20 protein-coding genes are annotated in these 23,568 nt (G+C 37.0%); 8 read left to right on the top strand and 12 right to left on the bottom strand.

Translation table 11 applies throughout. The annotated features are described in order from the left end of the window. Positions 1 to 246: 246 nt before the first annotated feature. The gene (locus BC008_RS22940) at positions 247 to 3,420 is read right to left on the bottom strand and encodes a hybrid sensor histidine kinase/response regulator (RefSeq protein WP_058183882.1); all 3,174 of its coding nucleotides are present in this window, start codon (positions 3,418 to 3,420) and stop codon (positions 247 to 249) included. Positions 3,421 to 4,551: 1,131 nt separating this feature from the next. On the opposite strand from BC008_RS22940, the gene BC008_RS22930 reads away from it, so the two are divergent. After that, a complete protein-coding gene (locus BC008_RS22930; protein WP_027845677.1) occupies positions 4,552 to 5,040 on the top strand; it encodes a molybdenum cofactor biosynthesis protein MoaE in 489 nt (162 codons plus the stop codon). 305 nt (positions 5,041 to 5,345) lie between these two features. Here BC008_RS22930 and rpmA read toward each other — a convergent pair whose 3' ends face one another. Both rpmA and rplU read right to left on the bottom strand, forming a co-directional pair. Further along, on the bottom strand, positions 5,346 to 5,615 hold the full coding sequence (gene rpmA, locus BC008_RS22925) for a 50S ribosomal protein L27 (protein ID WP_027845676.1): 270 nt from the start codon (positions 5,613 to 5,615) through the stop codon (positions 5,346 to 5,348). A gap of 472 nt (positions 5,616 to 6,087) precedes the next feature. Then, positions 6,088 to 6,471, bottom strand: coding sequence for a 50S ribosomal protein L21 (rplU, locus tag BC008_RS22920; protein ID WP_058183881.1), 384 nt, complete (start codon positions 6,469 to 6,471; stop codon positions 6,088 to 6,090). Positions 6,472 to 7,061: 590 nt separating this feature from the next. Here rplU and BC008_RS22915 point away from each other — a divergent pair. Continuing rightward, positions 7,062 to 7,877: a hypothetical protein gene (locus BC008_RS22915; protein WP_058183879.1), complete on the top strand. Its 816-nt coding sequence runs from the start codon at positions 7,062 to 7,064 to the stop codon at positions 7,875 to 7,877. 467 nt (positions 7,878 to 8,344) lie between these two features. Here BC008_RS22915 and BC008_RS49645 read toward each other — a convergent pair whose 3' ends face one another. Then, the gene (locus tag BC008_RS49645) at positions 8,345 to 8,509 is read right to left on the bottom strand and encodes a hypothetical protein (protein ID WP_161938146.1); all 165 of its coding nucleotides are present in this window, start codon (positions 8,507 to 8,509) and stop codon (positions 8,345 to 8,347) included. Between the two features lie 255 nt (positions 8,510 to 8,764). Between BC008_RS49645 and BC008_RS22910 the strand changes: the two genes are divergently transcribed. From BC008_RS22910 to BC008_RS22895, 4 genes are all read left to right on the top strand, one after another. After that, positions 8,765 to 9,853: a nucleotidyltransferase domain-containing protein gene (locus BC008_RS22910; protein ID WP_027846524.1), complete on the top strand. Its 1,089-nt coding sequence runs from the start codon at positions 8,765 to 8,767 to the stop codon at positions 9,851 to 9,853. A 697-nt stretch (positions 9,854 to 10,550) separates the two neighbouring features. Further along, the gene (locus BC008_RS22905; RefSeq protein WP_027846525.1) at positions 10,551 to 10,895 is read left to right on the top strand and encodes a FeoA family protein; all 345 of its coding nucleotides are present in this window, start codon (positions 10,551 to 10,553) and stop codon (positions 10,893 to 10,895) included. A 458-nt stretch (positions 10,896 to 11,353) separates the two neighbouring features. Beyond that, entirely contained in the window at positions 11,354 to 12,190 is an 837-nt protein-coding gene (locus tag BC008_RS22900) for a YwiC-like family protein (protein ID WP_027846526.1), read from the top strand. A gap of 461 nt (positions 12,191 to 12,651) precedes the next feature. Beyond that, entirely contained in the window at positions 12,652 to 13,212 is a 561-nt protein-coding gene (locus BC008_RS22895; RefSeq protein ID WP_036266095.1) for a DUF1353 domain-containing protein, read from the top strand. 139 nt (positions 13,213 to 13,351) lie between these two features. On the opposite strand, the gene BC008_RS22890 is transcribed toward BC008_RS22895, so the two are convergent. The 4 genes from BC008_RS22890 to BC008_RS22880 all read right to left on the bottom strand — a co-directional run bounded on the left by BC008_RS22890 (position 13,352) and on the right by BC008_RS22880 (position 16,653). Further along, positions 13,352 to 14,656: a tetratricopeptide repeat protein gene (locus BC008_RS22890; protein ID WP_027844189.1), complete on the bottom strand. Its 1,305-nt coding sequence runs from the start codon at positions 14,654 to 14,656 to the stop codon at positions 13,352 to 13,354. 326 nt (positions 14,657 to 14,982) lie between these two features. Continuing rightward, positions 14,983 to 16,197 (bottom strand): RNA-guided endonuclease InsQ/TnpB family protein, encoded by a 1,215-nt coding sequence (locus BC008_RS22885; protein ID WP_027844188.1) that lies wholly within the window; start codon positions 16,195 to 16,197, stop codon positions 14,983 to 14,985. A 58-nt stretch (positions 16,198 to 16,255) separates the two neighbouring features. After that, entirely contained in the window at positions 16,256 to 16,381 is a 126-nt protein-coding gene (locus BC008_RS52160; RefSeq protein ID WP_268768242.1) for a hypothetical protein, read from the bottom strand. Positions 16,382 to 16,395: 14 nt separating this feature from the next. After that, a complete protein-coding gene (locus BC008_RS22880; protein WP_058183877.1) occupies positions 16,396 to 16,653 on the bottom strand; it encodes a hypothetical protein in 258 nt (85 codons plus the stop codon). 159 nt (positions 16,654 to 16,812) lie between these two features. Here BC008_RS22880 and BC008_RS22875 point away from each other — a divergent pair, with 159 nt between their 5' ends. After that, positions 16,813 to 18,426 carry an IS1182 family transposase gene (locus tag BC008_RS22875; RefSeq protein ID WP_027844186.1) on the top strand — a complete coding sequence of 538 codons (1,614 nt, stop codon included), beginning with the start codon at positions 16,813 to 16,815 and terminating at the stop codon, positions 18,424 to 18,426. Between the two features lie 498 nt (positions 18,427 to 18,924). Here BC008_RS22875 and BC008_RS22870 read toward each other — a convergent pair whose 3' ends face one another. The 4 genes from BC008_RS22870 to ppsA form a co-directional block, all read right to left on the bottom strand. Continuing rightward, on the bottom strand, positions 18,925 to 19,158 hold the full coding sequence (locus tag BC008_RS22870; RefSeq protein WP_027844185.1) for a WD40 repeat domain-containing protein: 234 nt from the start codon (positions 19,156 to 19,158) through the stop codon (positions 18,925 to 18,927). Between the two features lie 210 nt (positions 19,159 to 19,368). After that, positions 19,369 to 19,920 (bottom strand): universal stress protein, encoded by a 552-nt coding sequence (locus BC008_RS22865; protein ID WP_027844184.1) that lies wholly within the window; start codon positions 19,918 to 19,920, stop codon positions 19,369 to 19,371. Positions 19,921 to 20,023: 103 nt separating this feature from the next. Beyond that, the gene (locus BC008_RS22860) at positions 20,024 to 20,587 is read right to left on the bottom strand and encodes a universal stress protein (RefSeq protein WP_058183875.1); all 564 of its coding nucleotides are present in this window, start codon (positions 20,585 to 20,587) and stop codon (positions 20,024 to 20,026) included. Between the two features lie 203 nt (positions 20,588 to 20,790). Continuing rightward, positions 20,791 to 23,241, bottom strand: a complete 2,451-nt coding sequence (gene ppsA / locus BC008_RS22855; RefSeq protein ID WP_027844183.1) for a phosphoenolpyruvate synthase — start codon at positions 23,239 to 23,241, stop codon at positions 20,791 to 20,793. Positions 23,242 to 23,351: 110 nt separating this feature from the next. On the opposite strand from ppsA, the gene BC008_RS22850 reads away from it, so the two are divergent. Continuing rightward, positions 23,352 to 23,528: a hypothetical protein gene (locus BC008_RS22850; RefSeq protein ID WP_235595913.1), complete on the top strand. Its 177-nt coding sequence runs from the start codon at positions 23,352 to 23,354 to the stop codon at positions 23,526 to 23,528. The last annotated feature ends 40 nt before the right edge of the window (positions 23,529 to 23,568 follow it).

Genomic DNA, 23,568 nt, shown 5'->3' with positions numbered 1-23,568 from the left:
CCAATTCGATAAATCATTGCAACAGATTCTCCGGTAGAGACGTTGCAGAGCCTGCGTCGGCGTTAGCCTCTGCAACGTCTCTACAGAAATCTATTTGTTTAATTATTTTTCCAAATTGGTATTATATCGTGTCCGATAAAACACTTGCGATAAGGTTCGTAGTAGCGCTTTAGCGCCAATATCTTTGCTATGGCGCTAAAGCGCTACTACAAACAAGTTATGATTTTTCTTACCAACATACTTGGATTAGTTTTCAGGCAAAACTTTATGAAGTTTTTGTAGTAATGCTTGAGTAGTATAAGGTTTCTGAAGAAAAGTTACAGCATTGTCTGTATTTTTACCAGGGAGATTTTCACTGTTCATTAAACCACTCACAGCAACGATTCGCACAGTAGGATTCATTTTTCTGAGCGTACTAATAGTTGTTGCTCCATCCATATTTGGCATCATCATATCAATGATGGCAGCACTGATTTTACTTCTATACTGAGCATAGATCGCAACTGCTTCTATCCCATCGCTAGCAGTCATAACTTGATAATTATGATGTTCCAAAGAATTTTTAGTAATTTCTCTAATTGCTGGTTCATCATCAACCACCAAAATCAATTCTCCACAACCCGAAGGGGTAGCTGCAATATCTTCTACCAATTGTTCCAGGGAAACATTACTTGCTGGTAAATAGACATGAAAACTTGTTTCCTGACCTACACGACTAGAAACACTAATAAAACCACCATGACCTTTAATAATACCCATCACAGTTGAAAGTCCCAATCCGGTACCCTGACCAAATTCTTTGGTGGTGAAAAATGGTTCGAAAATTCTTCCTAATAAATCATTTGGAATGCCGATTCCAGTATCCTCAACCTTGAGAAGCACATAAGAACCAACCTTTGCTTCCAGATTCATTTGGGCGTAATTCTCATCGATAAAAATATTCTCGACCGATATCCTCAGGGTTCCATATTCTGAAATCGCATCGCGAGCATTGAGACATAAATTCATCAGTACTTGGTGAACTTGGGTATTGTCACCGTAAACATCCCATAAATCAGGCTGAATATCGATTTCTGTACGAATTGATTTGGGAAAAGTTTGGTCGATAATTTGCTGCATTTCCAAAATCAAATGCTTCATCTGCAACAATGTGCGATCGCCTTCTATCCCTCTTGCATAGGAAAGTACCTGTTTAACTAGGTTCGCGCCACGCTTAGCATTTTTTTCAACGATTGATAACATTTCAATTATACTTTCATCTTGAGATTTAAGCTTCAATAGCTGTGCTGACATCAAGATTGGCGAAAGTACATTATTTAAATCGTGAGCAATTCCACTAGCTAAAGTCCCAATACTTTCCATTCGTTGGGCGCGTAGAAATTGAGTTTCTAGTTGTTTTTTCTGAGTAATGTCAGTGTCAACAACCATAATAGATTTTGCTTTACGGTTTTCATCTTTTACCAAGGTCCAACAACTATCAACAATAATTTCCTTGCCAAATTTACTAATTTTCTTTAATTCTCCTTGCCAAATTCCTTTTTTTAATACACTACTTAAAATTTTTTCTGAATGTTTAAATTCTGTTTTTAATAATTGATTAGCATTTTTGCCAATAACTTCTTCTTCTTTCCAGCCATAGAGTTTTTCGGCACTCTTATTCCAAAGTAAAATATGGTTAGATAAATCTCTCAGAACAATTGCATCTGTTGTTAAATCTAATAACGCTGCTTGTTCTCTTATTTGTTGTTCTACCTGTTTGCGTGCTGTAATATCTTCTAAAATATACAAACGCCCGAAATCTAATCCATCATTTAAAATTTGTCGAGAAAAACGCCGAATTGTTCGACCATCAGGTAAAAATATCTCATCTTCACAGATGCATTTCTCCATTGATTCTGGCAAGCAAGTGTCAAATGGAATGATTCCCATTGATTTTTGGCACGCTTTCATCACATCTGCATGTTTCAGCGTACTACTTTCCATTGCTTCTTTGAGTTGTTCAATTCCCCAAAGTTCCCGGAAACGTTCATTTGCAAATAAAATATTTTCTGTCGTATGATCAACCACATAAAAAGCAAGTGGCGATACGCTGTTCATAGAACGTAATAAAGCTTCTTTCCACCGTAAATTTTCTTCGTAATTTTTCCTTTCAGTAATATCTTGAAAATAAATCGATAATCCTTCTTTAGATGGATAAGCATGAACGGAAAACCATATATTAAGTGGAGCATAAAACTCCTCAAATTCAACACTGACTTGTGCTGATAATGCATGGTTATATTCTTTATTGAACTTAGATCGTAATGACTCGGGAAATTCCTCCCAGATACTCTTTCCTAAAAGTTGTTTTCTTGTTCTTTGTAAAAGTAATTCTGCTTGTTGATTAACATAGGTAAAACACCACTGACGGTCTAATGCAACAAAACCGTCGGTAATACTTTCAAAAATATTTGTAATTCTATTTCGTGCAGCTTGTTCGTTAACTAATAACTGTAATCGCTCTGATTCTACCCGTTTGCGCTCGGTAATATCTTCAACAAAATAAGCAAATCTTTGACGATTATTATCACAAGGAATTGGCGAAACTGTTATTTTGAGCCATATTTTTCCCGTAGGTTTATCATAGGAATCTTCAAAGGTGAAGGGTAAGTTTTCGCTGCAACTTTCTAAATATCTTTGAACCCACGCTTGCAAATATTGTTGTGGTAGGTTCATTTCACTCAGTAAGCGATTCCCCATTTCTTCCGGGGTCATCTCAAATAATTCTGCAGCAGCAGCATTACCAGAAATATGTAAGATATCATCATCAACAATTTCGATTATCCCCATCATCATTGGGGCACTCTCAAAAAAGCTATTAATAATACCTTGACTATCTCTTAATGCTACCTGTGCTTGTTGGTATTCTTTCTTAATATCTACCAGTTCAGATAAATTTCTTTTAATTTCCAACTGTTTAATTATCTGACGACTGATAGCTTGTAATGATTTTATTTGTTGCTCGCTAATCTCTCTTGGTTCAGTGTCAACAACACATAAAGTTCCAATATCATGTCCTTGGTAAGTAATTAGAGGTACGCCAGCATAAAATCTAGCAAAAGGATAAGATTGAACAACAGGAGAATTCGCAAATCGTTCGTCAGCTAAAGTGTCGGGGATAATTAGAACATCATTTTGTTCTATGCATAAAGGACAAAACCCCATACTTCGGGGCATTTCTTCTACATCTAAACCTACTTTAGCTTTAAACCACTGGCGGTTGATGTCAATCAGATTAATCAGTGCTATTGGTGTTTGGCAAATTTGCGCTGCTAAAAAAGCCAAATCATCAAATTCTTCTTCTGGAGAAGTATCAAGAATTCGATATTGATACAATGCCTCAATCCTTGCTAACTCTTTTTTAGACAATAGAGAGTTCATCAAATTTTCCTACTATTGCTGTCATTATAATTTTCTTGAACCTGGCTGGCAGATATTTCATTACTAAAGCAGGAAATCAATATGAGTTACAGCTTATAAGGCTATAACTGCTATATATTTAGCCGCAAAAGACATCTTTATTCCTATCGGTTAATGAGTAAGATTCTCATACCATTTGCAATTAGCGTATTTCAGAGCAGATAATTTTTGTTGTGCAGAAAATTAAAACTAGCCTTCAAGCTCTAGAAATAAAACGATAACCGCAAGGTTGTGTTTCTATTGATTCATTTTTTAATGTTTTCAATTAATTTCAGCTATTTTTATCACCTTAATTATAGTAATATGCCCTATAAATTACCATTAATTGTGATTTATCTATATGGATGTTTTTAGTTATACATTTTAGAGACTACGTAATTATTAGCATTTTTGTCAAGAGTAAGTTTTTACCGAACAGTTAGATTCACAACATTTTAAAATGTTGTAATTTTAAAATCACAACATTTTGAAGCTTATATTTCAAAATAGATATTCGCAATAAATGTTGGAAAATTTTGTTATAACTTTGACTTCGCATTATAAATATTCCTTACAAGCGAACAAAAGACTGTTGAATACAATACGAAAGTTTATATGTGAAGAATATATTAAACTTTTTTTGTATGATGAAGCAAAAATAAAAGGGAAAATGTTTAGTTTTTACTTAACATTTTTAACCTTTGAGCCCATGCTTAAAATCGTTTAATAATTTGCCTAAACTAATTTATTTAAATAACTTGTTTAAAATGTTTGTGCAAAAAAATAGTTTCCACAAATAAATATATTTCCTATATAAGTCCCTAGTTTGTACTACCAGAAATCTTAAATTTGTCAAATATGTCTGCTTTAGCGATATGGGTTAAACTAATTACCTATAGGATTTTTTGGATGTTATTGCTCTGATGATTGCAAATAAGAGTAATTTCATGGGTTTTGGTCAATGCAAGCCATTAGGCGTTAACCAACATCATTTAATGAATATTTCTGCTTTTTAGGAATCACCTTTAGTTTCAAGACTGATGCACTGAGTGCGATTTTGCCATACAAAATGTAACAATATTTAAAACGTCTTGAATAACAGACTCGTAGCCAATGGATCTAATTTTCAAAAACCCCGGAAGTACGCCTATTAAGCCGAATGCTGAAGATAGCTTCGGTATTAGTTTTGCGCCGTTGTCACCAGATGAAGCTTATGTCAAAGCTGATGACCATGCTAATGGTGCTGTAGTAATGATGAGCGGTATGGTTCGTAATCAGACTGATGGTAAAGCCGTTATTGCACTGGAATATCAGGCTTATGAACCAATGGCGTTACAAATTTTTTATCAAATTGCTGCTCACATCCGACAACAATGGACTGATGTTAAGCGAATAGTAATCCAACACCGGATAGGACGTTTACAAATAGGTGAAATTAGTGTGTTAGTCGCTATTGGCTGTCCCCATCGTTCTGAAGCCTTCGAAGCTTGTCGTTATGCGATCGATACTCTCAAGCATAACGCTCCAATTTGGAAAAAAGAATTTTGGGCTGATGGTTCTAGTACCTGGGTAAGCATTGGTGCTTGCGAGCAAAATTGCTAATGAATCTTGAAGTATTTGAGTTTTGAAGTTTTGAAGTTTTGATATTTTGATATTTTGAAAGTAGAGGTAGTAAACTTTGTAAACTTCTATACTTGACACCTTGTGATAACTGGTTTTTATTTCACTAGAATCTCTACGAAGAAACTTGAAAATTAAAAACATCCCATCATTCATTTGCTGAAGCCTGACTATTATGTGTCCAGCAAAATAATAATGATGGGATAATTTATTTCTGAGAGTTAATTAATTTTTCTTTTCTAAATTTCCTGGACTAGTCTGGTTCAAAAAAGAAAAAGTGTAATTACTTAGCTAGCCACTGGAGTAGTTGCGTAAACACTGATTTTTTTACGACTTTTACCTTTTCTTTCGAAGGCTACCACTCCATCGATGAGGGCAAAAATTGTGTCATCTTTACCGATACCAACGTTGTTTCCAGGATGGTACTTGGTACCGCGCTGACGCACAATAATATTTCCTGCACGAACAGCTTGACCGCCATAACGCTTCACACCTAGTCTCTGAGCATTTGAGTCGCGACCGTTACGGGTACTACCCGTTCCTTTCTTATGAGCCATGGTTTTCTCCTGTGTTTGATTTTAAAGTTGAGGATAAGGGTTTTCTGTACTTATCTCTTGGCAAATTTTTTCTCGGTGAATATTCTTACCTTACCAAGCCTTTTAGAGTAATAAGTAAGAAGTAATAAGTAATAAGTAATTAAGCAAAAGCCTATTATCATCAAGCAACTTAAAGTTTTGCTTAATTTACGCTGTGAGTGCGTACATTTTTTTGTAAGCAGGAGCAAAATTGACAATATCTAAGATGACAAGGATATATCCTTATTCATAAAGAAGATAAACAATCAATTGAATAGTTGAGTTTTCTTACTTCAAGCAGAAGTCTTATTCACTACTCGTTACTCATTACTGTGCGCAATACCTACGGTACGCTTACGCGCTTCTACGCGCCCCGCAATACCTATAGCTGCGCTACCTTGCGGATCCGGTACGCTACCGCTAGGCGCTAACATTACTCATTACTCATTACCTATTATTCTGCAGCAGCTTCTGCAGGTGCAGCACTGCTTTCTTCAGTCGCTGCTTCTATCAAGGTTGAGCCATTCAAACTGATAGAATCAATCATCAATCTGGTAATTTCCTGACGATGACCGCGCTTTTTGCGGGTTTTCTTCTTGGGCTTCATTTTGTAGACCAGTACTTTACGATCCCTGAAGTGTCGCATTACGGTCCCTTCTACTGTCGCACCACTTACCAATGGTTGTCCTATATTTACTTCACCGTTGTGCTGTACAAGTAAGACTGAGTCAATGGTAACTTTTTCATTTTCGCCCGCAGAAAGTCGCTCGATGTCGTAAAAACGACCTGCTTCGACTCTAATCTGTTTGCCGCCAGTTTCAATAATTGCGTAGGTCATGGATATTTTATTTAAAGTTGCCGTACAGGTAGCTGGAATATTTCAATTCCCAGCATTTGCCGTCTGTTTACCTGATCCGAGCAGGAGTAAGACAGTAAGTAGTTTAGCATTCTAACAAAATTTCGGAGCGACAATATTATTTTGATGCAGATTAATCTAAGTCTGACCCAGGAAAATTTAACTGAGGTAGTTATCACCAATAAGTCATCGGAAGAAATAGCATTTAAGCGAAAGAACTGGTGCAAGAAGTTTTAGAGCTTATCAAAGTATTCTCCGCACGTCTTTGTGGTTCTAGAAGTAAGAAAAATGAAAATAATAAATTAATTGATGGGAGACGTAAATACTAAGCGCAATCGCAATATATGGAAAGCTATTTTTGCTGCTATAAACTCATGGAAACAAGTAAAAAAAATACTATTTGTTGCTGTTTAACACTTGATTTACTGTAGTTAAATTAGCTCCAAGTGTTGTGAGAAATTTGTTAACACCCGATTGAGGGTCAGTGTGTACAAAAATACATGCAAAGTTGTAATTGTTTCATATAATACTGACATAAAAAATATGCAAATATTTATTTGAGAGAAATAGCTATGTCTAACAATGCTTATAGTACCGCAAGCAGTGTTGATGAATTCCAAGAAAGAATTTCAGCAAGATGGGATGAAGGATATGACTTAGTAGATATTGAATACACTGACGGTATATGGTTTGGGGTTTTTCAAGATCTTCCTGGCGGTAATGCTTATAGCACCGCAAACAGTATTGGTGAATTCCAAGAAAAAATTAAAGCAAGATGGGATGAAAAATATGACTTAGTCAATGTTGAACATGTTGATGGTATCTGGTTTGGAATTTTTCAAGAAGATTTTGGTGCTAATGCTTATAGCACCGCAAGCAGTGTTGATGAATTCCAAGAAAGAATTTCAGCAAGATGGGATGAAGGATATGACTTAGTAGATATTGAATACACTGACGGTATATGGTTTGGGGTTTTTCAAGATCTTCCTGGCGGTAATGCTTATAGCACCGCAAACAGTATTGGTGAATTCCAAGAAAAAATTAAAGCAAGATGGGATGAAAAATATGACTTAGTCAATGTTGAACACGTTGATGGTATCTGGTTTGGAATTTTTCAAGATGATTCTAGTATTACTAGCGCTTATCACACCGCAAGCACTTTTGATGAACTTATAGAAAGTAGTCAAACATTGTGGGATAAGCAATACGAGTTAGTTGATGTAGAATATGCTGATGGTATATGGTTTGGGACCTTTGAAAAGGAAATTTATACGCCTACCTTGAATGACTATGTCAACCAAATGTCACAATACAATGACCTACTATTTTCCCAATCAATGGCATTGGATGCAGTAAATATGGCAATCGATAATAGCATTATCTTTTAGAACTTATATACAGGTAGGACTATTTCATTCCTTAAAAGGTTTTATTTTGAAACTCTGTTGTGCTATAGGGACGTAGATTCTTGGTTCGACAAGTCCACTTAAACGATCATTCCTTACGGTATCTAGTCCAGAGATGGTTCTTATGGTTGCGTGTTAACCCATTATAGAAAAGGTCATACATTGAGAGATAGTGGCTCCGTAGTAGTGCAGCTATAGCTAGAGACTAGAGAGGGGCTATGACTAAGTCATCTATCGCTGCGCTACGTTCCAAACGGATCCGCCGACGCCGCAGGCTAAACTCGTGTCCGTAGGACAAACAGGATTAACCGATATCCTAACCTTATTACGTAGTACCAAAATAGTACTTAATTACTATTTCTTCTGATTTCTATGTATTTTTGCTGAAACAGATAATTACTCACAAAAAATTTATGTTGGTTTCCGAAATGATAACTAAGGCTCTGTAGTTAATAGGGACACAACACAGGACAGCACCAAAATTTCTGGGTAGCATCAGCCGCCCAGATTTTTTCTTTCTTATTTGTCTTTATTTCCGATTGTTGGTCAGCATCTACCGCAAATGCTAGCGCTACAATGGCTTGAACTGTTACACTCAGCGAATTAAAATCCATAAATCATTTGGATTAATAAATCATTTAGATTAATAAATAAATTAATAAACTAATAAATTAATAAATTAATTAATAAACTATAGTAATCATATTTGATTTATGAATAGATCAATCACGTAGAGACGTTGCATGCAACGTCTCTAGAATATCGATTCTCACGAGTGATTTAGGATTGCTATATCACTTCGTTTCTATCTTAATCTTTGAAGTAAATCCCAAACACTACTGATTACCATTTACAATTATCCGAGCTTCATGAAAAGAATTGATGTTGAAAAAAGAACTATTTTTATTGGCTTAGCAGGTAGTCATGGATATGGATTAAACCGTCCAGATTCAGATTATGATTACCGAGGAGCATTTATTGCACCAAAAAGATATTATTTGGGTTTCGACCGAGTAGAACAAAAAGATTCTGGTTGGAATGAGGAAGGGATATTTCCATTTTTAGATGGAGCAACAGATACGGTTATTTATGAGATTAGAAAATTAATCCAGTTATTATCTGGTGCAAATCCCAATGTTCTAGAATTATTGTGGTTGACACAATATCCTGTTTTGACATCGGTGGGACGACTGTTAATCGAGAATCGTCAGTTATTTTTAAGTAAAAAGGTTAAACATACCTATTCTGGCTATGCGTCAGCCCAAATCAAAAAGATGGAAACCCATCGTAAGTGGTTGTTAAATCCTCCCCAAAAAAAGCCGCTTCCGACTGATTTTGGAATTGAAGACGAACCCCTGCTGACAAAAGAAGAACTGAATACTTTTTTGGAATATCTTTATCTATTAATTAGAGGTAAGGTTGAGTTTTTAGAAGAAGCGGAGCAATTATATAAGTTATTGACTGCGGAAGTTGATTTTAAAAGTTTGCTGAAACAGTATGTTTTACCAGATGAGACTTTAGAGTATACTCAAAATTTAACTAACAGTCGCAAAGATTTTATTCGTTTACTCAAGAAAAGCCAAAGGTATCAGGTTGCTCTACGAGAATGGAAAGCTTATCAAGCTTGGAAAGAAAATCGAAATCCTGTGAGAGCCGAAATGGAGAGAAAGTCCGGTTTTGACCTCAAGCATGGAATGCATTGCATTCGATTGCTTCGCAGTGGATTAGAAATATTACGCACTGGAGAACTAATTGTCGATCGTACAGTTGCTGGTGATGCAGAAGATTTGAGAGCCATTCTCCAAGGTAAATATACTTACGAACAAGTCATGAAAATGGCTGATGATGTTGTTGTGGAGATGGATGAAGTTTACGAAGGTTCTAATTTACCAAATAAACCTGACTTAGAAAAAATCAATGAGCTATGTATAGAAATCGTTGAGATGCAAGGGTTTTGAGAACTTAGGCGTTAGGACAAAATAAGTCAGGAGTCAAGTAAGAAGTAAGAAGTGAAAAGTTTGCACATCATAGCTTTTCCGGATTTACCGATGTCCTAATCTTATTCCGTGGTGCGATACCTGGCTGCTTGATATTTAACAATTGACAATAAAAAATCTTGCGGACTCAATGTTATGTAAACCCACAAGATAAGTTGCTTGTTTAATAAAGAACCGACAAACGACAAGAATTAACATTCATATGGAACGTTGATTTGAATGAGTATCGCCTATAGAAGAGTAAAAAACTATCTGTATGGAAAAGCCATATCAGTAGATAATCAAAATCAAATCAAACAAAATACACCTGATGACAGTAATAAGAAGAATTTTTACTTAGAAAAAACGTGAGATTTTTGATATATGAATTCTGATGAAACTATAAAATAATTGCGTATATTTGTCAATAGACAAGATAATATATTAACTGTATGGAATACTTGTATTGTAACTATAATTTCTATGATTTACGGTAAATGAGCAGCACTCTGATCGAATAAAAAATTAAAATAGTAACTAATTTGGCTTTTTATTGAAAAGATTTAGCGATAAATTACTAATATATATTTTAACAAAATTGAGTTTTGAGAGTAGAGTTCTACGAATAAATTGGCAACTTAAATAAATCAATCAATAAAATAAGTAATGGAGGTCAGCCTTGAAAAATAGTGACAATGCCGATAATAACTTCAATTCGCCAGAGACTGGAAAATGGGCTGGATTCCAGTTTTTTTGTGGCGCTCAATCTCGAAAAATTAACTTGAACTCTCGTGCAAATTTGATATCACTATCTGAGACTCAACTGGGAGATGTTGTTTGTATTATCGAAATCGATCCTATAGACTGCATTGATTACTTACTGAATATGGGATTTACGATTGGAACTGAATTACAGGTCATTAGTGTGACCAAAACCGGTTCTGTAGTTGTCAACTTAAATGATAAATGCTTAGGGCTAGGCGCAGACATGGCTAGTAGTATTTTTGTGAAAAGGTTTTCATAGGTACATCGGCTATTTTTCCTCTCTACTCCCTTCTCCAACAAAGTTTTTAATCAATTTTACTCAAGTACTTACAGCATACTTCAAGTTGATGAGTTAGATTCAGACACACACTAATGCTCAAATAAAACAAGTTTGAGGATATAGTTTTGTACCTCATTTACTTGTGAAGTACTGTATTTTCAAGACTTATTTCAGCTACTCATAAAGTTACCCAGAATAATTTCATGGTCTTGTTTAGGACGCGCAAGTTTCAAATCATCTAGCGTGGATTGTGATTTGTGATACAAATTAATTATTTTTTCACTATTGACAATTTATATCAAATAAATCAAGATATAATCATAAGTATCACTAATCAAAAGATTAATTAACCAAAACTAATTTTATCTAATTGCGAACGGAATAACACTTTCAGATATTTTTTTCTGCTGTAAAGGTTACATATCGGGAATAGCGGCATGATTGGATTTGCTAGAGCATCAGATGTGTCAGAGCAAAAGTTGCAAATTAATTTCAAGAATTGCTTGAGACCGACTTTTTCTCCAGAGCATGGAGTTTTACTGGTTTTGTTGGGTTCCGTTGTGACCGGATCTGCTTTAGCCCAAGCCTGGAATTATTGCACAACATTAGCATTTATTTGTGCGTTTTTTGCTCTGCAAGCAGAGCATCCTTTAGTGGTTCAAATTAAACAGAGGAGCACTTGGAAACCGAGATTTTTAATTTGGAGTGGGATTTACGGGACAGTCGCAATTGCGATCGCTATTTGGTTGTGGTTTCAGTCTCCGGTTTTAGTCTGGATTTATGCTTTAGCATTGATAGCATTCATTGCTGATGTTGTTGCTGTATTGCAGAAAAAACATAAGTCAATTCTCAATGAACTGGTGACATTTGCAGGGATTTGTTTATCAACTCCTTTGGCTTATGCAGCAACTACACATAGCCTTTGTGTAGAAGTAATAGCGATTTGGTTGTTGAACACATTGTTTTTTGGTAGTGCGATTTTCAGCATCAAATTACGACGGAAGAAGACAAGTTCTCCAATCTTGGGGGTGACTTATCACGTTATTGCAAGCACAATAGTCGCTGGGTTTTATTTACTGGGTTGGTTGAATATATTTACAGCTTTAGCATTCGTTGTGGCTTTAATTAAATTTGCTGTAGCGGTCGGGCTTCGTAGTTGGTATTGTAAAGCTCGATTTCAATATATCGCTATATTTGAAACCCGTTTTGCCTTAATCTATGTGGCTATAGCAGCAATTAGTGTTTTACCAGCCCATTTACCGGTTGTTTCTTGAAAAACATGAATAGGTGTTATGTATATGGGTAGTTCGGGAACAGGAGTTGTAGAGACAATAGTCCTTTTTGTGAAAACGTCTCTATGGGAGTTGTACAGCAGAATTCAGGAGTCAGAAGACAGGAGTCAGGAGTAGAATCTTCTTTATAACTGACTTTCAGTTTTTGAACTGTACCTCACTTAGTTGCAATCCGCTATAAGACAGAATACAAGAGTCACTAAAAATTAGTTAAATACTGGTATTTCTAGTAGTCACGAGCTCGGTTGTTCTCATACAATTGGGCTTATTTGTTATTCTTGTTCTGCTAGTCAATACTTTTGCGTTTATTTACTACAGGTTTCTGTAAGATAAATTTTGTGTCGATTTATTTACCTAAAAAATACGTAAATAAAGACTTTTGGTCTGAAGAATTAACTAGAAAATACAAAAAATCTTTCACACAGATCAGAAAAAATAAACTGATGCAAATTCCCAATCAACAAATAATATCAGAATTTCCACAAATAAAATTACATCATAATGCTTGGAAAAGTATACTGATGCAAATTTTGAATAAACAAGCAATCCCAAAATTTCCAAGAGCAAAAGTATCTTATGACCCCCAGGAGAATATATGGACTTTGCAAGAAAAATATTCTTATCGAGATGAAATTAAAAAATCTACAATTATTCTAGATAAGGGTTTTGAGTTCGATCTCTCTTCGATTCCCAGATTATTTTGGATCGTAATTGGAACTCATGAGCTTTCACTGGAAGCACCATTAATTCATGATTTCATGTATATGAGTAGGGGAGGGACCCGAGAGTACTTCCAGCAAAAACCAATATTGGGTAGTATTAAAACTAAAGGTGTATACTATTCTCGCAAAGAAGTCGACGATCTATTTCTTCGAATGATGCAACAAGCAGGTGTAAGCAGATGGCGTAGATTGTTGGGATATATAGGTGTTAAGTTTTGTGGTGGATGGTACTGGAATTCCAATGAGAAAAAATTTGAGGAAAATCCTGCACTGAAATCATGATTTATTGGATAACTTAAAAAATCTATATATGTCGTCAAAAAAAATTGACTTTAGTTTGAGGATTTTCAAAGTGAAATTAACCAAATAAAATTTTGCAAATATTTAATTTATTTTATTGTATTTTATTTTATTTAAAGCTTTAGTTGGAATCATCTTTGTCACGCTCTAAATCGTAAATTACTGTTTCCAGATACCATTCTTCAGACATCCCTGGATAGTAATGCTTAGCTTGTTCGATTAATCTTTCTGCGATCGCCCAATGTCCCCCAACTAGTCTTAAAAGACGCTGTCGCAGAACTTCATCGTTTGTTTTTTGAATTTCGGGACTGGGAGATTTAAATTTTTTCATATGATTTAAGACTGTTTGGTAATTTTCCCAGTCTTCTTTTTCGCAAAATATGCTGATAGCGCGTTGACAGTCATCTACAGCGCGTTGTACTTCTTCAATGTAGGTGTAAGCAATACCGCGATTATAATAAGCGTGAGCATTCTTGGAATCGTATTCAATGGCCTTGGTATAATCCTCTATAGCTCCGATGTAATTTCCCATTTCTCGGTAAGTATTACCTCTACCAACATAAACTGAGGTATTTTCTGGATCCATGCTAATGGCAGAATTGAAATCCTTAATTGCTCCTTGAAAATCTCCTAAATGGGAACGTACCTTACCACGACTCCGGTAAACTATTGCATCCCGAAAATCTAATCCCAAAGCTTGGTTAAAATCTGAGATTGCTTCTTGGTATTTACCTTGTTTGAAGCGGACTATACCTCGACAACAATAAGCTTTACCATCTTGGGGATCTGTTAAGAGTAACCAGTTCAAGTCTTCTAATGCTTCTGGGGTATCCCCACGTTCGGCTTTATCTAATAATTCAGTAAAATAATCATCTTCGGATACTATCGGTAAGTTCTGATTTTTAGATTGCTGATGTCTAGATTCTTGAGTAACCTGTCCTATTGCTGTTTGATATTCTTTTGGCTGTAACTGTTTAATCTTTTCTAAACAAAGTCGACAATTTTCTTTATCTTTCTGTCGCAGATATAAATCTGCTGCTTTTTTAAAGTTTGCGATCGCATCTGTGGTGTAACCTTGTTTACGCCGAACTATCCCCCTTAAATCGTAGGCTGCGGCATAATTGATATTGATATTAATAGCTTTTTCAATATCATCTAAGCTTCCAGGTAAATTTTTCAATTCTAACCTTGTCAGTGCGCGACAATAATAAGCTTCTCCATTCCTGGGATTTAATTTTAGACACTCACTATAATCGGAAATTGCTTGGTATATGTCTCCTGATTCATAGTATGCTAAACCCCGATAGCGATAAGCATCGGCAAAGTAAGGATTTTCCTGCAAAGCATGAGTAAATTGTTCGATTGCTGCTTTGTAGTTTTTTTGCTTTAATTTTTCTAAGCCTTGATTGTAGTATTCTTGACTCATAATCTTTTTGGTGAACTCAGGAAAGTTGTTTTAAGAATGGGTTACGCTAGCTTTTATGCTTACTTATTGTTAATTTAGTCGTTAAGTTACAAATAAGTTCATAAATACCCATTCTAACTAACCCATTTCAGCAACCGACCAAGTACAAATGTTAAATTTGCTTGAGTGTTGTAATAAATTATAGTTACCAATAGATTATCTATTCACCCACAGACCAGATAGCAACACTACCTCCATTATCTGCACCACTACTTACAAGTACAAGGGTTTTTCCAACTGAACTGAGATTCAAAGAGTAGACATGACCGGTTTGACACTCCCCATGCCTAAAGGCTAGGGGATTCTTGGTTCTTAGAGGATACTTGCTCAACCAGGTTTACACCAGACTGAGTAGAGGTTTCATCTCCCCAAGCGTTGCTTGCGTCTAACGCAAAAGTTCCGGTGTGCCCCACCGTACTCAATCCTCGACGAAGGATATTTCTAGCTGCATTCTCATCTCTATCCATCACACAACCACATGCACAAACATGAGTCCTAGTAGATAGGGTTTTCTTTACAACTTGTTCACAGCTAGAGCATTCTTGGCTTGTGTATTGGGGAGGTACCGCAACTGTTACCCGCCCAAATACTCTTCCAAAGTACTCAACCCAGACACGGAATTGATACCAAGATGCATCATTAATGGATTTAGCCAGACAATGATTTTTCACCAAATTTTTGATCCTCAAATCTTCATAAGCGATCAAGTCGTTAGACTGAACTACGCACCGCGCTAACTTCACAGCATGGTCTTTACGTTGCCTACTTATTTTGAGGTGACGTTTACCTAAAATCTGTCTAGCTTTTCTCCTGTTGTTTGAACCTTTAACTTTTTTAGATACTCTACGTTGAGAGCGCTTGAGAACTTTTTCACCTTTGCGGAGAAACTTAGGATTTTCAACAATCTCACCATGAGAATTGGTGTAGTAATATGCAATTCCAACATCTAACCCAATAGTGCAATTAGTTGCCTCAATATTCTCAGAACGCTTTACATCAATACAGAATTGCACATAAATGCCATCTACTCGTTTAACTAAGCGTACTCGTTTAATCTGCTTTATTTGATAGAAATGCAAATCACGAGTACCTTTTAGTTTTAACCGCCCAATACCTTTTTTGTCGGTGAAAGTTATGTATTTGCGATTGTCAGCAAGCTTCCATCCTGAGGTTTTGTATTCAACAGAGCGACAATCTTTCTGGAATCTAGGATATCCTTTCTTCCCTGGCTTGCCTTTTTTGCAGTTGTCATAAAACCGAAAAATCGATGACCATGCTCGTTCTGCACTTGCTTGTCTTGCCATTGAATTGAGTTCGTTAGCAAAAGGGAATCGAGACGCCAATACAGCACAATATTTCTGCAAATCGTTTTTACCAGTCTTGGGTTTATCCATCCATAACCGAATGCAGCTATTACGGATAAACTTGGCTGTACGAATTGCTTCCTCTACTGCTTTGTATTGACTTTCTTTCCCGTATGCTTTGAGCTCAAAAACCAACATAATTTTAAAACACCTCTTATCTTATACTAACATATTGAGTATAAGATTGCCAGATAAATTAAGAAGGGGAATCAATTCCCCTGCGCCCTACATCCCCACAATTAAAATTAGGGGCTTTGGTCGCATCTTGGTAAGGTAAACTAGGTGTAACTTGGACATTTCCCCTACTTTTAGGTGCAGACATACCCAAGTCTGAATTTATAAACCAAAACCACCGACTACAAGGGTTTTCCCAATCCCCTGCGGGGACGCTGCGCTAACGGGACTAAAAGCTACTGTATGGAGTCTGTTCATCTTTACATCGAAAGTATCAAAAACTTCTCCTGTCTCTAACCCCCATATTATTACTGCTCCGTGGGAGTAAATATCTCCTTTCATACGGAAATAACCAGCAAGAAACTTACCATTAGGATCGATCACCAGAGAATTTACCCCACCTACGGAGCCATCAGTCAAACTACGAACTAATTTATTCGTTATTATAATATTCCAAAGCTTTATTTCTTTATAGCCAAAACTCCTACTAGAGCACCAGTCCAGTAGAAGATATTGACAAAAGGTACAGTTTTTGCAGAGGCTAATATTGGAGAACTGTGGTATCAGGAGTGCATACAGATGCGTCCAGAAATTTGGAAGCCTCCAGTAGAATTGTCAGTAGCAGAACAAAAAGTAGCCAAACGTATACGCAAAGCAAAGTTGTTCGTATTTTTGAGAAAAATACGTCACGAGTTATTCGACCCAGATTTTCAAAGGGAATTAGGGACAATTTTCAAAGATAGTAGTGTAGGATTGTGCCCAATAGCACCAGCACAATTGTCACTGGCAATCATTCTCCAAGCATATACTGGAGTTTCAGACGAAGAAGCAATAGAAGCAATTGAAATGGACAGACGGTGGCAGCTAGTTTTAGATTGCCTCGATTGCGAGAAAGCACCATTTGGAAAAGGAACACTGGTAAGATTTCGAGCACTCTTAATAGCAAATTCTTTTGACCGACGGTTAATTGAAAAAACAATTGAAATGGCACAAAGTTCGGGAGAATATAACTCACGTTCATTAAGAGTAGCCCTTGATTCGAGTCCACTATGGGGAGCCGCACGAGTCGAAGATACGTATAATCTATTAGGTCATGCACTACGAAAAGCGTTGGAGGTAATATCTCAGAATTATCAACAGGACTTAGTAACTGTTGCTACAAGTGCAGGAGCAGAAGTAGTGACAGGAACAAGCCTCAAAGCAGCTCTGGATTTAGATTGGGATGACCCACAAGCGCGAAATTTAGCACTGTCAACAATTTTACAAGCTTTGAATTCAGTTGAGTCCTGGGTAGAAGAAAAAACCGATTTGGATCACAAAACAATCAGTCAGGTCAACAAAAGCCTTAAAGATGCACGACAGATTGAAACACAAGATGTAGAGGAGACATCAGATGGCTCCCCAAAGCTCCGTAAGGGCGTTGCCAAAAATAGACGTATTTCAATTCAGGATGAGGAAATGCGTCATGGACGTAAAAGCCGCAATAAACGTGTTGATGGTTACAAACGCCATGTTTTAAAGGATTTAGAACTACAAATGGTACGGGCTGTTGGCGTTACACCTGCAAATGCACCTGAAGCATCAGTAACTCCAGACATCGAAGAAGACTTAAACTCTCAGCAAGTAATAATTCAAGAGTTACAGATTGACCGCGCATATTTGACCAGCCATTGGGTCAAACAGCGTACACCTACAATGACTATTATTTGTAAGCCATGGAAGGTCAGAAATGGTCATTTTTTTGATAAAAATGCCTTTGTTCTTGATTGGGAACAGCATTTGATTCGCTGTCCAAATGGAGTCAGTTTACCATTTACTGAGGGGAGTGTTGTCCGCTTCCCCAAACATGAATGTGACAGTTGTCCAAAACGTTCTCAATGTACCCAAAGCAAGCATGGTCGTAGCATCTCAATTCACCCAGATGAATCTTTACTTGCAGAATTACGGGAACGTCAAACTAGTAACACAGGACGTGCTAAACTCCGCGAACGTGTTAGTGTTGAACATACTCTAGCCCATATTGGTCAATGGCAGGGAGATAAAGCTCGCTATCTTGGATTACGCAAAAACCTTTTTGACCTCCGACGTATGGCTGTTGTACACAATCTGCACGTTCTTGCTCGCATGTGTAAAACTAATGATACTGTTGGCGAACTTGAAAATTCAACGAAAAGGAGAATAAGTACAGGCTAATTAAAGCAGCAAAAATTTAATTCACAAAGAATATTAAAACTCCCGTTTGCGTCTAATACATGGAAAGAGGGATTAAAGCACGTATTACACGGAAAGTTGTTTTTGGTGTAGAAACCAATTCAATTAATCGCAAGCTTTCCCTGAATATCTCGCTTCACTACTGCAATTCCCGTGTATTACATGGTTGATTTTAACTGATTTTACCGCGTAATACATGGGGCAAGCATGCTCCCAAATAAAATGCAAGCACCCGATAAGCCTGTGAATGCTCGTGTTTAGGCAACAAAAGCGGATGTTTGTTGATGTGGCTGTGTCTCATGGTAAACCCAAATCTCTATTTAACTTCTATTTTCCATGTATTACATGGGAAGGGGAGTTTTATTTCCCTACGCTTCTTCTGTTTTCCGGTAAATTGTGAAGTCCCCGCTACAGTGTCAACTATTGTTGGAGAAATTCCTAATTTTCTACCACATAATCTACTTAATTTGTCAACAGCTTCTACTGGACTGGTGTTCTAGCAAGGAACTTACCATTAGGAGCAAAGGCAATGGATACAATATTACCGTTAGTATCCCCACTGACAAGGATTTTCCCGTCTGGACTCCAAGCGATTGAATATACCGCCCGAGAGTTTTGCAAGTTTAGGAGTAATTTCCCATCTGGCTGCCACAGCTTAATTGTACCATCAACGCTAGCACTCGCGATAATTTTACCATCGGGGGCGATCGCCACTTTATTTTTATTTTTATGTTTATTTTTGTCTCTTATTTTCCAATCCTTTTAGTGCGATCGTAAGTAAAGCTATAATATATGAAATTTTAGCTGAAACGCAGTAGACCCCACGTCTCTTCTATGGAAAGCATGAGCGTGGGATTAAGGATTTGCAGCCAAACAGCAAAGCCAACTTTACCTCTGTTAAAAAAATCTAGAGTTATGAAAGAGTTATGAATTTGAAATTTTTTCTTTTTCAGTTATTTTTTCTGTTTCAGATACTTCTTCATCAGTAGTTTTATTCGCCGGACCTTGTACAACTAGTACAGAACAACATGCATGATGTAATACATAATTGCTAACACTACCAAGGAAAAATTCACTTAAGCCGCGACGACCGCGACGACCCATAATAATTATATCTGCACCCCAGCTAAGTGCAGTATCACAAATGGTTCGACCCGCTTCACCAACATATTGGTTAAATTCAGTTACAATACCTAAGTTTTTCGCTTCTTCGTACCGAGCATGTAGCCATTTCAACCTATCTTCCTTAAGCTTTTTCCAGTCTTTGAGGTGTATCTCATTCCTTTGAGCTTGGTACTCTGGATAAAGAATGGTTGGTTGAACAAATACGGGATCGATATATTGTTCGTCTAATGGATTTAAGATATGAAGCAACAGCAAGCGTGCATCATTTATTTTTGCTAAAGATACAGCTTCATCAAAAACGTACTGACTTATGTCGGAAGTATCGATTGCAACCAAAACGTTGTGAAACATATTTTACTCCTTGAAGATTGGGAAATAGGATGAATGATTGAATTGGTTATTTCTGACTTCTTACTTTTGATTTTCTCCCCACAGGGTGCGAATACATTTCATTTCAAACACTATTTTCAGTTTCAGTTTTAGTGTCAGTTTCAGTTTTCAACTTTTGTGTTTGAGATACTTTTCGAGCGTCGGTCTCAGTAACTGGACCTTGTACAATTAACACCGAACAATGGGCATGATGAAGTACATAATTACTAACGCTGCCAAGAAAAAATTCACTGAAACCGCGAAGACCGCGACGACCGATCACAATTAGATCTGCATCCCAACTATAAGCGACATCACAAATTATTCGGCTTGGTTCGCCAATGTGTTGATTAGATTCAGTGACTATACCTAATTTTTCTGCTCGCTCGCACTTGGATTTGAGCCACTTTAACCTTTGTTCTTCAAGCCTTTCCCAATCAATACATTTTTTATTACTTTCGCCTTGGTGTTCTAAATAAAAAATAGTTGGTTCTATAACCATACCATTAATATATTGCTCATCTAAGGGATTTAAGACATGAAGCAACATTAAGTTTGCATTATTTGTTTTTGCTAAAGATACTGCTTCATCAAAAACGTACTGACTCATATCAGAATTATCGATTGCAACAAGAAGCCTGTGAAACATAGGTTAACTCCTTGGATGTTGGGAATTTTAGGAGGTATTGGGAGTGTTAGATGTTTGGAAGGTAGGGAGTTCAAGAATTTAGAGATGAATTTGAATTGAATTTGAATTTGAATTTGAGCGTAAATAGGAATATGAATTTCTAATCTTGTATTCCTTACTTTATCTCTCCCTGTTCTCTTCCAAGTAAATATGTAAATACAATTTTAACTTTTCTGTTCGACAGCGGCGACTTTCAACATGGTCTTCAATACTGAATCAGGATTGAGACTTATAGAATCAATACCTTGTTGGACTAAGAAACGAGCAAATTCTGGATAATCACTGGGTGCTTGTCCGCAGATACCAATTTTACGTCCGTGTAGTTTGACAGTAGTTATAGCTTTAGCTATTGTTCGCTTAACTGCTTCATTGCGCTCGTCAAATAAATGTGCAATCAATCCTGAATCCCGATCCAAACCAAGTGTTAACTGGGTCAAATCGTTAGAACCAATGGAGAATCCATCGAAAATTTTGCTAAATTCATCGGCTAATTGAACATTAGATGGTAGTTCGCACATTACATAGACTTGTAGGTTATTTTCACCCTTAACTAAGCCATTTTTCGCCATCTCTGCTAAAACACGGTTACCTTCTTCTGGAGTACGACAAAATGGAACCATCAAAATTACGTTGGTTAAACCCATTTCATCTCGTACTCTTTTCATGGCTTGACATTCTAGAGCAAAGCCCTGACGATAACGTTCATCATAATAGCGAGAAGCACCGCGCCATCCCAGCATTGGGTTTTCTTCTTTGGGTTCAAATTCCCTTCCACCTAAAAGGTTTGCATATTCGTTACTCTTAAAATCACTCAGACGAACTATGACAGGCTTGGGATAGAATGCTGCAGCAATGGTACCTATACCCTGGGCTAATCTATCTACAAAGAATTGAGGTTTATCTTGGTATTGTTTGGTTAATTCTGCAATTTTGGATTTAGCGAGTTTGTCTTCTAATCTATCAAAGTTAATTAATGCTAATGGGTGGGCTTTTATGTGGTTGGCGATAATAAATTCCATCCTTGCAAGTCCTACCCCATCATTAGGTATAGCACTCAAGCCAAAAGCTTCTTCTGGATTACCCACATTCATCATAATTTTAGTTTGAGTGTGAGGTAATTTCTCCAACCTTACTTCTTCGACTTCGTAAGGTAATAATCCTTGATAAACTTTACCTGTTTCTCCTTCTGCACAAGAAACAGTAATATTTTGTCCAGTTTTTAACACAGTAGTAGCATTACCGCAGCCAACTATTGCAGGAATTCCCATTTCTCTAGCAATGATTGCTGCATGACAGGTGCGTCCTCCTGAATTTGTTACTATTGCACCAGCTTTTTTCATTATTGGTTCCCAATCAGGATCGGTACGGTTAGTTACCAATACTTCTCCTGGTTGGAACAAGTTAAGATTATGTACGTCTAGAATAATTTTGGCTTTACCTTGTCCGATCGTTTCGCCAACACTGCGACCTGTGACCAATAAAGATTCTTTCTTGGCTATGTTTGCATTATCTTTGAGGCGATATGTCCGGAGGATATTATTTAGCTTTTGCGATTGGACTGTTTCTGGACGAGCTTGGACAATAAATAATTCATTAGTAATCCCATCTTTTGCCCACTCAATATCCATGGGGGTATAAGTACCCCGTGCTTGGGAATAGTGTTCTTCAATTATGTAAGCCCAGTGTGCCAATTGTAAAATTTCATCGTTATTCAAAGCAAATTTCTGACGCTGGCTTGAAGATACAGGAATATTCTTAGTCAACTTAGAACCGCCTAAATCGTACACCATTTTAATTTCTTTGGTGCCGAGGCGTTTATCTAAAATTGGGCGATACCCTTGTTTTAGTGTAGGTTTGAATACCAAGTACTCATCTGGATTTACTGCCCCTTGAACTACATTTTCACCTAAACCATAGGCAGCTGTAATTAACACCGCATCTTTAAAACCACTTTCGGTATCGATAGAAAACATCACACCGGAAGCTGCTAAATCAGAACGTACCATTTTTTGTACGCCCACTGACAAAGCCACATTGAGATGATCGAAGCCTTTAAGTTGTCGATAAGAAATTGCACGGTCTGTAAAAATAGATGCAAAGCACTTATGACAAGCTTGTAAAACAGCGGATAGACCGTGAACATTTAAATAAGTTTCTTGCTGTCCAGCAAAGCTCGCGTCGGGTAGGTCTTCCGCTGTAGCGCTGGAGCGAACTGCTACGTCAATATCAGGACCATACTCAGAGCAAAGATTTTTATAAGCTGTTGCAATCGATTTTTGTAATTCCTGTGGAAAGGGGGTTTGTAGGATCAAATTCCTGGCTTTTTTGCCACACTTGCGCAGACTATCAATGTCTTCTACATCTAACGAAGCAAAAATATCTCTCAGTTGGGTTTCTAATCCCCCTGCTTCGATAAAACGACGATAAGCCTCAGCGGTAGTTGCAAATCCTGTGGGGACTTTGACGCCTTTAGGTATGAGTCGCTGGATCATTTCCCCCAAAGAAGCATTTTTACCACCCACTAGAGAAATATCTGCAATTCCTACTTCATGAAAAGATAATACTAGACATTGTTCTTTAGATTGTTGGTGGGTATTAATTACTTTGTTTAACATAGTAAAGCTTCCTATCAAAGGTATTGCACAACAAAAGAAAGTACTGATTTAAGCTCTTTTATCCTCTTCGCTCGATATTCACTGTTATACAAAGATAATTTGAGGAATTTGTGAGGATGGGAAGTGTGGGGAGTGTGGGGAGTGTGGGGAGTTTGGGGAGTGTGGGGAGTTTGGGGAGTGTGGGGAGTGTGGGGAGTGTGTGGAGCGTGGGGAGTTTGGGGAGTGTGGGGAGTGTGGGAGGTGTGGGGAGTGTGGGGAGGTATATTTTTAGTTGCAATCTTAGTTAAATTATCTTTATCTCTACTTGAATACTATTTTTTATCAATG

Origin of the sequence: Mastigocoleus testarum BC008, assembly GCF_001456025.1 — a bacterium.
Taxonomy (GTDB): Bacteria; Cyanobacteriota; Cyanobacteriia; order Cyanobacteriales; family Nostocaceae; genus Mastigocoleus; species Mastigocoleus testarum.
This window is presented reverse-complemented; position numbering and strand designations above follow the sequence as displayed.

What these genes read in the sequence shown, in the direction of transcription:
- BC008_RS22940 (WP_058183882.1), bottom strand. Translation starts at nt 3,420, where the DNA reads ATGAACTCTCTATTGTCTAAAAAAGAGTTAGCAAGGATTGAGGCATTG.
- BC008_RS22930 (WP_027845677.1), top strand. Translation starts at nt 4,552, where the DNA reads ATGGATCTAATTTTCAAAAACCCCGGAAGTACGCCTATTAAGCCGAAT.
- rpmA (WP_027845676.1), bottom strand. Translation starts at nt 5,615, where the DNA reads ATGGCTCATAAGAAAGGAACGGGTAGTACCCGTAACGGTCGCGACTCA.
- rplU (WP_058183881.1), bottom strand. Translation starts at nt 6,471, where the DNA reads ATGACCTACGCAATTATTGAAACTGGCGGCAAACAGATTAGAGTCGAA.
- BC008_RS22915 (WP_058183879.1), top strand. Translation starts at nt 7,062, where the DNA reads ATGTCTAACAATGCTTATAGTACCGCAAGCAGTGTTGATGAATTCCAA.
- BC008_RS49645 (WP_161938146.1), bottom strand. Translation starts at nt 8,509, where the DNA reads ATGGATTTTAATTCGCTGAGTGTAACAGTTCAAGCCATTGTAGCGCTA.
- BC008_RS22910 (WP_027846524.1), top strand. Translation starts at nt 8,765, where the DNA reads ATGAAAAGAATTGATGTTGAAAAAAGAACTATTTTTATTGGCTTAGCA.
- BC008_RS22900 (WP_027846526.1), top strand. Translation starts at nt 11,354, where the DNA reads ATGATTGGATTTGCTAGAGCATCAGATGTGTCAGAGCAAAAGTTGCAA.
- BC008_RS22895 (WP_036266095.1), top strand. Translation starts at nt 12,652, where the DNA reads ATGCAAATTCCCAATCAACAAATAATATCAGAATTTCCACAAATAAAA.
- BC008_RS22890 (WP_027844189.1), bottom strand. Translation starts at nt 14,656, where the DNA reads ATGAGTCAAGAATACTACAATCAAGGCTTAGAAAAATTAAAGCAAAAA.
- BC008_RS22885 (WP_027844188.1), bottom strand. Translation starts at nt 16,197, where the DNA reads ATGTTGGTTTTTGAGCTCAAAGCATACGGGAAAGAAAGTCAATACAAA.
- BC008_RS52160 (WP_268768242.1), bottom strand. Translation starts at nt 16,381, where the DNA reads ATGTCTGCACCTAAAAGTAGGGGAAATGTCCAAGTTACACCTAGTTTA.
- BC008_RS22875 (WP_027844186.1), top strand. Translation starts at nt 16,813, where the DNA reads ATGCGTCCAGAAATTTGGAAGCCTCCAGTAGAATTGTCAGTAGCAGAA.
- BC008_RS22865 (WP_027844184.1), bottom strand. Translation starts at nt 19,920, where the DNA reads ATGTTTCACAACGTTTTGGTTGCAATCGATACTTCCGACATAAGTCAG.
- BC008_RS22860 (WP_058183875.1), bottom strand. Translation starts at nt 20,587, where the DNA reads ATGTTTCACAGGCTTCTTGTTGCAATCGATAATTCTGATATGAGTCAG.
- ppsA (WP_027844183.1), bottom strand. Translation starts at nt 23,241, where the DNA reads ATGTTAAACAAAGTAATTAATACCCACCAACAATCTAAAGAACAATGT.